Source organism: Rhizobium sp. 01N424 (assembly GCF_056399485.1).
This window is the reverse complement of the sequence record NZ_JBFTRK010000010.1, coordinates 138,130-147,618: the sequence shown is the minus strand read 5'-3', so window position 1 is coordinate 147,618 and position 9,489 is coordinate 138,130. Positions and strand designations below refer to the sequence as shown.

Annotated in this window: 13 protein-coding genes; 9 read left to right on the top strand and 4 right to left on the bottom strand. The window is 56.7% G+C overall.

Annotation, left to right across the window (positions count from 1 at the left end; all coding sequences use genetic code 11):
* Nucleotides 1–53 precede the first annotated feature (53 nt).
* From AC1DNK_RS22975 to AC1DNK_RS22955, 5 genes are all read left to right on the top strand, one after another.
* Nucleotides 54–383 carry a hypothetical protein gene (locus AC1DNK_RS22975; protein ID WP_477943495.1) on the top strand — a complete coding sequence of 110 codons (330 nt, stop codon included), beginning with the start codon at nt 54–56 and terminating at the stop codon, nt 381–383.
* A gap of 61 nt (nt 384–444) precedes the next feature.
* Nucleotides 445–1,266, top strand: coding sequence for an ammonia-dependent NAD(+) synthetase (gene nadE / locus AC1DNK_RS22970; protein ID WP_477943494.1), 822 nt, complete (start codon nt 445–447; stop codon nt 1,264–1,266).
* A 638-nt stretch (nt 1,267–1,904) separates the two neighbouring features.
* Nucleotides 1,905–2,171 carry a hypothetical protein gene (locus AC1DNK_RS22965; protein WP_477943493.1) on the top strand — a complete coding sequence of 89 codons (267 nt, stop codon included), beginning with the start codon at nt 1,905–1,907 and terminating at the stop codon, nt 2,169–2,171.
* Nucleotides 2,172–2,487: 316 nt separating this feature from the next.
* The gene (locus tag AC1DNK_RS22960) at nt 2,488–2,730 is read left to right on the top strand and encodes a hypothetical protein (RefSeq protein WP_477943492.1); all 243 of its coding nucleotides are present in this window, start codon (nt 2,488–2,490) and stop codon (nt 2,728–2,730) included.
* A gap of 133 nt (nt 2,731–2,863) precedes the next feature.
* Nucleotides 2,864–3,127, top strand: coding sequence for a hypothetical protein (locus AC1DNK_RS22955; protein ID WP_477943491.1), 264 nt, complete (start codon nt 2,864–2,866; stop codon nt 3,125–3,127).
* 71 nt (nt 3,128–3,198) lie between these two features.
* On the opposite strand, the gene AC1DNK_RS22950 is transcribed toward AC1DNK_RS22955, so the two are convergent.
* The gene (locus tag AC1DNK_RS22950; RefSeq protein ID WP_477943490.1) at nt 3,199–3,615 is read right to left on the bottom strand and encodes a hypothetical protein; all 417 of its coding nucleotides are present in this window, start codon (nt 3,613–3,615) and stop codon (nt 3,199–3,201) included.
* 97 nt (nt 3,616–3,712) lie between these two features.
* Nucleotides 3,713–3,883, bottom strand: a complete 171-nt coding sequence (locus AC1DNK_RS22945) for a hypothetical protein (protein WP_477943489.1) — start codon at nt 3,881–3,883, stop codon at nt 3,713–3,715.
* A gap of 293 nt (nt 3,884–4,176) precedes the next feature.
* Here AC1DNK_RS22945 and AC1DNK_RS22940 point away from each other — a divergent pair, with 293 nt between their 5' ends.
* From AC1DNK_RS22940 to AC1DNK_RS22930, 3 genes are all read left to right on the top strand, one after another.
* On the top strand, nt 4,177–5,529 hold the full coding sequence (locus AC1DNK_RS22940) for a pilus assembly protein TadG-related protein (protein WP_477943488.1): 1,353 nt from the start codon (nt 4,177–4,179) through the stop codon (nt 5,527–5,529).
* Between the two features lie 877 nt (nt 5,530–6,406).
* Complete coding sequence (locus AC1DNK_RS22935) at nt 6,407–6,637, top strand: hypothetical protein (RefSeq protein WP_477943487.1); 231 nt, start codon at nt 6,407–6,409, stop codon at nt 6,635–6,637.
* Nucleotides 6,638–6,788: 151 nt separating this feature from the next.
* Entirely contained in the window at nt 6,789–7,019 is a 231-nt protein-coding gene (locus tag AC1DNK_RS22930; protein WP_477943486.1) for a hypothetical protein, read from the top strand.
* 464 nt (nt 7,020–7,483) lie between these two features.
* On the opposite strand, the gene AC1DNK_RS22925 is transcribed toward AC1DNK_RS22930, so the two are convergent.
* A complete protein-coding gene (locus AC1DNK_RS22925; protein WP_477943485.1) occupies nt 7,484–7,741 on the bottom strand; it encodes a GlsB/YeaQ/YmgE family stress response membrane protein in 258 nt (85 codons plus the stop codon).
* A 139-nt stretch (nt 7,742–7,880) separates the two neighbouring features.
* Between AC1DNK_RS22925 and AC1DNK_RS22920 the strand changes: the two genes are divergently transcribed.
* On the top strand, nt 7,881–8,321 hold the full coding sequence (locus AC1DNK_RS22920; protein WP_477943484.1) for an SDR family oxidoreductase: 441 nt from the start codon (nt 7,881–7,883) through the stop codon (nt 8,319–8,321).
* A 126-nt stretch (nt 8,322–8,447) separates the two neighbouring features.
* On the opposite strand, the gene AC1DNK_RS22915 is transcribed toward AC1DNK_RS22920, so the two are convergent.
* Nucleotides 8,448–9,434, bottom strand: coding sequence for an AraC family transcriptional regulator (locus tag AC1DNK_RS22915; RefSeq protein ID WP_477943483.1), 987 nt, complete (start codon nt 9,432–9,434; stop codon nt 8,448–8,450).
* Nucleotides 9,435–9,489: the final 55 nt, after the last annotated feature.

Below are 9,489 nucleotides of genomic sequence, written 5' to 3'. Positions count from 1 at the left end.
TGATCCCTTATTCCAAGACATACAAATAACCGATCACTGAGGGACTGAACCCTATGCTCTCCAACAATCAGAAGCTTTCTTTCGTCGAGCTCTTCGCGAGCCGCCGTCCGACGACCGAAGGCGACGCAGATGTCTATCTTGAGGTGGAAAGCTTTCAGATGTTCGCCCCCCTTCATGACGGTAGCCATTTGGCCCGGCTTGCGTTGTCCAGTACAGAGACCATGGACATCGCGGTCAATCCGATCTGTGCACTTCGACTGGCGGCGACCCTTCTCGATCAGCTCGCTAGATCAGGAGACTTTGTCGTCGATCTTTCGATTTACGATGCCGAGACGGGAGAACAGTTGGCACGTGTTCGCCCTTCAGGCTCCGTCATTTCGTGAGCTTCGCCACATGTGAGATACATCCACTTAAGAAGTTTCTATTTTGGGATGGAAGACAGACATGCTGCCTGAGCAGGAAGCGATAATCGGACGACTGGGCGTCTCCAGAGCATTCAGCCTGGATGCGGAAGCGGCAAAACGCATATCTTTCCTGGAGAACTACATGCGGGCATCAGCATGCCGCGTGTATGTCCTGGGTATCAGCGGAGGCGTCGACTCCCTCACCGCCGGGTTGCTGGCGCAGCGCGCAGTCACGAATCTCCGAGCTTCTGGCGACGATGCGCGGTTCGTTGCCGTGAGGCTGCCTTACGGCGACCAGGCAGACGAGGTCGACGCGCAACTGTCGTTGGATACCATCAGACCCGACAGGATCGTCACCATTGACGTCAAGCCGGCCGCCGACGCTATGATCGCAGCCATATCAAAAGATGCAGGTGATCTTCTTGAGGGTGACCGCTTCCACTTCCATCTGGGGAACGTTAAAGCTCGCCAGCGCATGATCGCCCAGTACGCTCTAGCGGGTGCCACGCGGGGCCTCGTAATCGGCACCGACCATGCAGCGGAAGCATTGATGGGCTTCTATACGAAGTTCGGAGACGGAGCGGCCGACATCCTACCCTTGTCGGGCCTCAGCAAGCGTCGTGTTCGAGCCCTCGCCCAATATCTCGGCGCACCCGACCAGCTCGTGTTCAAAACCCCCACGGCCGACCTAGAGAGCGATGCTCCGTTGAGGCCCGACGAAGACGCCTACGGTGTAACCTACGACGAGATCGACGATTTTCTGGAAGGCCAGGAAATCGAACAAAACTCACTGGACCGCATCCTAACGATGTATCGTGCGTCGGAACACAAACGCGCCCTGCCCGCTGCGCCATCAGAGTAGACATTAGCTCGCGAAGCAGGTTTGGAAGATCCGTCGAGGGTCGGACGCTTGGAGCGGGGCAACCAGCCGCGTGTGATCGCTTGGCTCATGCGCCTCTGATGGTGTCGCGCAGTTGCGTGAGTTCTATGCGATGGCTTGCTCCAAGGGGTCGATCACCACTTCGGAAACCTTTTCGGCGGCCACTGCGTGTCCGCAACGGATTTGGCTGTAACAGGATGATTCGCGATCGCCGTCGTCTGAGCACTTGTTCGCAATCCCGCCCGCCCATGGGCTCAGATAGATAGCGGCTGACCACGTCCCTGGCGAAATCTAGGGATACCGGAGCCCTCTGGTTCCGTTACGTTAGGCGACGACAGTGTCCGCTGTCAGTCGGCCGATGGCGACCTCCATTGACCGATCTCCTGATATTAACGGCCCTCTTAACCCCCGTGAGAGGGCCGTTTTTATCGGCTATTGGTCATCTCCAAACCACCGTGAGAAAGAGTCCGAGGGCGCTCGACCTTCAGATAAGGGAGCGGCCCTCTCACCCCGCGCGCAAGCCTCACGCATGCGCCGGCGGACGCCGCTGCGGAGGCTCGTGTGATGTGGGGTGGCCGATCTAAAATGGGGTCTTGGCGCTCCCTCCTCAAGACCGTGACGTGACGCGTCCGTTACAGGACAAAGCATGTGATGCGTTTGAAGGAGCGGCCACACTTTCCCATATGGACGAAATCCCCAAAGGAAAAATTATCATGGTGAGCAGGATCAGAAAGACACTGACTGTGGAACAACGGGCGGCAGCTTTCGAACATACCAACAAGATTGCTACGGACTTCGCCGACGAAGAGCGCCGACTGCGCCACGAAAAGAGCGAGCGTCTCCGCCGGATGAGGCTCGCCGCGAACCAAAATCCGACCTCGAAATAGTTCGGCGGAACCAGAATTCTGCTTCGCCGTTAAATGCGGCGAGAAGGAGCATTGAAATGGATCAGATTTCGCACATACCCCAGTCGACAGCTGCCAGCCTCAAGGCGTTTCGTATAGCCAAAAACTACAGCTTAGAGGACCTCGCGATCGCCACCGGACTGACCGTATCCGAGATTTAAGTCGCCGAGGATGAGCTGGGCACAGCTCCGTCATCTCATGTTGAGCGCATCAAACACGCGTTGGCATGAACTTATGATGCCAACTCGATTGGCGCTATCCGCCCCACACCCTTATGGGACACCCAACGGGAAGTCATATGGCCGGCACTTTTTCTTCCATCAGCGTATTCGCATTCGACCTCGATGACCGTGGCCAGGCCGTACAGGCTTGGGAGACTGTTGTTGACGCCGCCGACACTGAAGGGATCGAGGAGGCGAAACAGATGGCGTCAACCCACGCTGGCGTCCTTGTCGTTCGTCGTGATGGAAATCCGGTCGTCGGCGAAGAAGGCGACCCGGTTGTCGTGTATCGCTCCGGAAAGACGGACGGTTTCGACTGACGGTCTACGGCCGCTGCTCTGGAGGGCAGCGACACCTTCGAACTCATTGTCATGAAACGGCAGCCATATTGGACCAAACTGGGAACCGAAGATGGGGATTGCCGTTAGGCAGTCTCGAACCATGGAGAATACGATGGCACAGGAAACTACTCTCGGAAATCCAATCCCTGTCGGAGTTATCAGCTCTGGCCCTGATGACACCCAGCTTGTACCTCCCGCTCCTAGAGGACTGGAAGGCCTTGCTTGGCCGGAGTTTTTGGCGGCCGACACACTGTGGCTCACGCCGTTGAAAATCGGCCTCGCGACAACGCTGGCCACGACGGCATTTGCCTTCAACTCATTCTTCGCTTTCAATGTCGGTGGTTTCGAAAAATCGCACCATGAGCTGAATGGATAGTATCTGGGCCGGAGGCCGTATTCCTCGCGACCTCGTTGGAAGCTGTAAGAGCGCAGACAATTATTCAACTACTAACGGCACCCATAGGCATCCTGCCCGACAGGTCGGACGATCAGCTTCGTCCGTTCGAAATCGGTTTGTTTGAACAATGAAAGGCGTTGCGGAGACCAGGCGTCTCCACCAACGCGTTGCGACACGGTCTTCGTATTGTCAATGTAGCCCATTTCGAAGAACTTCAATTTGATCAGATCGGAGACCTTCTCGAATTGAGCGAGTTGCCTCCATGATAGCGTCGTCTCTCGAGCGAACAAGAGTTGGGCATCGCCAGGGTCGGCGCGGGACTCGGGGCGCCGACCAGAGAGCGGGAGACGGTTCGCGCCGACGTCGATCGTCTGGAAACTGGAGAGGTCATGCTCCATACGTTTGATCTCAGCCCTCCGTAGGCGGTTGATCACGCCCAGGTATTCGACTTGTTTGCCGGCTATCATGCCGTGCGCACCGAAATGATCGACAGTCTTGAAGACAGCTGGAAATGTTTGACCTTCCGCCGGGCAGCTTTAGCCAGCCGGTCGACGAGCTTCCAGTTTAAATCGTCGAAACCTGCCAGTGCTTTCGATGGATGAGGTCTGCCAACTCCTTAGGATCAGAGACACCGAATTCGAACCAGTCGACCAGTTCCTCGGCTTTCGCCCTCGCCTCGATGCCGTTTGCAGCTATTGGGTTCACGGCGCACCATTGATCGAGGATCGCGACCAATATAATGCAGTCCTCGCTGCCGACCGATTTCCGTGACAATGCACACATACGCGATACCTCGATGCTGCGAATGGTCTTGAGAGTAATCTCCTGCCGCTTATTAGCAACTAATCAATTCAGTCGATAAGCAAATGAGCCCGCTAAGGTGAACTGCGCGCCACGCACTCGCCAGTGTTGCAAGTTCTAAGTAGTTGTAAAGCAAGATACGACGCGACACTGCACGGCTTCCTCATCCATAAGAAATTCGTAATACTTGCGCGACAATTTCCCTCGAAACCTTGGGGGACAGTTCTATGTTTTGGAAGGACGAATCCGGAAATTTCGCGATATCTACGGCGATCCTTGCCGTGCCTCTGATCGCTGCCGCGGGCTTAGGTGTCGACTTCACGATGGCAGTATCGCGCAAGGTTGAACTCCAGCAGGCAGCCGATGCGGCCGTTCTTGCGGCGGCTTCGATGCCGTCCACCACAGCCGACAAAATGAAGGCGCAGGCAACGGAGGCGTTCAAAGGCAACTTGAGAGCTGACCTCGCGGCCTATGCCGCAGTCGATGGCATCAGCGTCTCGTCCGACAACCACATAACCCTCGACGCCCACACGCGTGTGCCGCTGACGATCGGCAAGATACTGTTCGAGGATGACCTGAAAGTCAGCGTGTCGGCCCAGTCCGTACGGTCTGACTACCAAAAGTTAGAGGTGGCGATGGTCCTCGACAACACATATTCGATGTCAGGCCAGAAGTTGACCGACCTCAAGTCCGCGGCGAATGCCCTCCTGAACGTTTTCGAGAAGACCAAGAACACCAATGTGCGCTTCTCGCTCGTACCATTCTCCCGTTATGTCAATGTCGGCACCGCAAACCGCAATCAGCCCTGGATCAGCGTTCCAGACGACTCATCGACAACAAAGAACACCTGCACCACGTCGAAGCCGGTTGTGTCGAAATCCGGCTGTAAAATGGTTCCGACCAGCAGCACAAACGACGGCGTGACAACAACAGGTCAGAAGGAGCAGTGTGACAGCTACACTTACGGCGACCCTGTGACCACGTGCAGTGACAAGACGACTACCTACACGTGGAGTGGGTGCGTCGGGTCGCGCAACAATCCACTCGACGTGCAGGACACCCAGCCAACGACAAGATATACCGGACTTCAGAACACGAGCTGTGGTTCTGCGATCGTGCCACTGACGAACAACTATACGACCCTGCGCACTGCTATTTCGAAGATGGTCGCCAACAACGAGACCTACATTCCTGCAGGTATTCTTTGGGGTTGGAACACTCTCTCGTCACAGATGCCCTTCGAGGAAGCTGCCGATAAAGGCAACGGGCTTAGCAAGTTCCTGATTGTCATGACAGACGGCACGAACACGCTGTCGCCGAACAAGTCGAATTACCTTCTGCACACGGGAACCGACACCGCGAAAGCGGACACGCTGATGACCACCGTCTGCACGAATGCAAAGGGTGCTGGGCTAACCATTTTCACCGTTGCCGTCGGTGTGACTGGCTCGACGGCCGACGGCTTGGCGGAATGCGCGTCGGACAAGTCGAAGGCCTATAGCATCCAAGACTCTGCCAAGCTCGTCGATGTCTTCAAGACCATCGCCGGCCAGATCATGACGCCGCGACTTACCATGTGACACACCTGATCGAACTAAAATGCCAAGCGCCGGAGGATTTGGGACCAAAACGAAGGGCAGGTCAGCAGTCGCGCGGACTGAAACAAGCACTGCGTCGACTCGATCGACGACATCAGGCGAGTATCAACCAGTTTTCTCCAGAACGGGTTATTGCTTCGTAGTCCAGAGTTATACGCAGTGTGCATCATGCAAAAGGGTAAACGCTGTTTGACCAGAGAATGAGCCTTTGCCAAACACTGCCTTGCTCGTAATCGTGCTACAGTGTGAAAACTGGACAGGCAAAAGGGATCGAGGTTTCCAGTGAAGCTGCAACGAAGGCCTGCCGGCGCGATCGAGCCGCGCGCGGCGTTGCAGACGTTCGGGATCGCCGCCGCAGCAGTATCGAGGTCATGCCAACTGCTGTTCGAACAGCAGGACCGATCCTACAAGCGTTCCGTGCTCGGTGAAACGCGCGGTTGCGGGTAGAATTGAAACTGCCGTACAGACATCCTGGGACCGCTATACCGGCATCAGCGGCGGCTTCGTTGGCATGCACCAGATCGGAGCCGCGGGTAATATCGACGACGTTTACGCCAAGTTCGACATCACCGTCGATGCCCTGGTTCGCACAGCCCGAGAACTCATCGGGAGCGCTCGCGACGAAAAAATTGGATACCCGGTTGAATGAGCGCTCCGGGAACTTAACGACAGGCAGAAGGTTTGGGTGAGCTCGAAGGTCTGCCCGTTTGCAGGACAAGCGTAGGGGAAGCGTTCAGACGAATCTACGCGCACGCGCACAGCAGACTACGGCCGATGGCGGTAAAGGCAATTGTCGCGCACTGTATGCGGACGTCAGGTCGCTTGTCAGAGGCCGCAATAAGCACGAAAGGTTAATCCTATGACGAAGACAATAATACCGCCGGAGACTGATGACGCCCGAGCTTCTGACAGCGCTGATGCCGACCGGCGCCGCGAGAAGCTTGGGAAGGAGGCTGGAAAGGGTCTGCGCACAGCCATGCCCGACAAGTGCGACCGGGACAAGGAAAAGATCGAGACACCTGTCAAGAGCGGTGCTTCCTCCGCGATCGGCACGGCAGCCGAGGGAATGGTTGAAGATGGTGAGGGATAATCGCCTGACAATGCCGGGTCCCAGTCGTCAGGAGCGTGCCGGCGATGACAGACAAGCCATCATGATGACCAACCTTTTGAACTTAGTCCAGAAATGCGCCAGTGCTTAATACTGCGCTATGAATTTTCCCAAACCCACGAAGGAGCGGAAAATGCCCAACCGATCTGCAGTCGAAGTGGCAGGACAAAAGATAACCCAAGACCAGCGCAATATAGCCACGTCTGAGGCCGAAATCGCCGAGGGTTTAATTCGCGGCGAAACTACCGCGATTGCTCGTGCCGACCTCTCAAAATGGCGGCAGTCTCTTCGCTATCACTTGTTTGCGCGCGATCTCATTCAGGCAACTATCAAATCACAGCTTCGCCAGCCGCCTGAAACCTGATTGTCGCAGTCACTAAGGTTGGACCACCTTGCTGACTGACTTTTTAGCACGACTCTAATTCCAGTGACGCAGGCGTGCTGTCGGTTTACTTCAGCGTCACGGCCGCCGACTCTAAGTCTCAAACACCGCTGCCATTTGTCGATTTACCTGGTTTCTTCGCCGACGGCATGGCCCCCGCAGATGATAGACGCCGTCTTCGGCTAGTCAATGCAGCGCGCCAGATACCATGACTGGCGCCTTCGGATCGGGAATGACCTAGGCAACCTTAACAATGGCGAAATGAAGCGCTTTTGCATTTCAAGGGGGAGCATCTCGACCGTTTGATCGGGTCCACCTCACGTCAGGAAGATGTCTGACGTGAGGGAGTCGATCCGCTCGCTTGCCGATCATGTCCGGATACCCAAGATACGAGCCCGAAAATACTTGAACTGCGTGGCGGCATTGGGGGCCGCCGAGCGCTTTCTCTACGCGGTGCGACGAACCATGCGCGCGAGCGCGATCAAGATACACGCGCCGATGAAGCCAGCGATCAGGTAACCAAGCCAGCCGCCTAGCGCGACACCGAAGAGCGACAGGATAAAATTGGCGACGATCGCGCCGACAATGCCTAGGATGACGTTCATCAGGACGCCCATGTTCGACTTCATGAACATCTCGGCGAGCCAGCCTGCGACGCCGCCGATAATGATGGCCGCGATCCAGCCGATTTGTGCGTTTTCCATGTTGATCTCCGATGATTTCGAATGCCGCCGGCCGCGAATCTGCTGATCGGTCAGCACTGAAACACACGCAACCACCTTTTGTTCCGCCCGAGGGCGGTGACGCCGGCCTGAAATAGCGCGACGATTTTTGCAATAGTGCGTGAGCCTTCGGATCACTTCAGTTGACCGTCGAACGCCTGCACCACTCGTCAAGCAGAAGGCAAACGGCCACGAGCTCACGGGCGTCCGTCCTTGGGACGTCCGGTCGAGGACGACATCAGGCAGGGCGAACGTCGGCACAAAGGGCTATGGCCTCTACAGTGCGACGAAGGCAGCAGTCCGTTCGTTTACACGCACCTGGGCAAACGAACTCGGTCCCAAAGGTATTCGCGTCAACGTCGTCAGCCCCGGCCCAACTGACACGGCGATGATGGCAAGCGCCTCACAGGGGGTACGATATGCATTGTCCAGCATGATCCCTCTTGGACGCATGGGTAGACCAGATGAGGTTGCGGCAGCAGTGCTCTTCCTTGCCAGCGAGGAGAGCAGTTTTACGACCGGAGCGGAACTGGCTGTCGATGGAGGCATGGCCCAGGTCTGACGCATGACCAGACCAAATTGGCCGGTTGCGAGGCTGGCCAAGGTCATCGTGATCAGCCCGTTGCTCGATGGACGGCCTTGGCCGACCCGCGATCAACAGAACCTGACGATCAGGACGGCGCAAAAATCAGTTAGACGATCTGACATCGACGGGGGGAACTCCGAATTGAGCTTTGAACGCTCGGCTAAACGCAGCCTCGGATTCGTACCCCACCTGTCTTCCAACATCACTCACACGCGCATTGGCCTGACGTAGCATCCCATGAGCGAGGGTGAGCCGCCAGCGGCTTTGGTACGACAACGGCGCTTCCTTGACCAGAAACGAGAACCTTTCAGCAAAGGCCGACCGGGACATTCCCACCGAGGTTGCGAGATCAGCCACGCTCCACCGGCGGAACGGCTCGTCGTGAATGGCTTTGAGGGCGCGGCTGATGCGGGGATCTGCCAAAGCGCCCACCCATCCGGTGTCACCGGGATTTTTGGTCTGCGCCCAGGTTCGGATGACGCGTATGATCAGAACGTCGATGAGGCGGGAGATCATGACTGAGGAGCCCGGATGTACCGCCTGGGCTTCCATCATCATGAAATGCGCCAGCCCCTCAAGCCATCCGCCTGTCCGACCGCCCGATTTTTCAATATGGATGACGGCCGGCAGCGCCGAGACAACCCAGGGCACGGACGTGCTTTCGAAACGAAACACTCCGCCGATTGTCTTGGTGCGTTCGCCATTTCCGCCATGGTGCAATTCCAGCCGCTCGGCTGTGAACTGGTCCTGCATCAGGTTATCGGCATTCGCTGCTATCGCCTCCCCGCCATCATCGAGAATATGCCCAACACCGCGCGGCAGCATGATCAAGTCACCGGCGACCGCCTCAACTGAGGGTTCCCCCTCAAGTCGAACCGTCAGGCTCCCTTCCAGGACCACGAAGAAATAAGGCGATCCGGGTTCAAAACTCATTGCCCACGGCCGGTTGAGCTCGGCGGAAAATACCAACTCTCCCCTTAGCCTTACCAAGTCGAGCATCTGTGACAAAAGATCGACGCGCGAAGCGAGCATGGCGGGCAGGTTGGACGATGGAGCATGCCTTTCGGGGTTCTGGTCATGGCCCTTCATAGGATCTTTCCATAAGTTCATAAGGTCTTCAGAACAGAAATATGAAGACAATACA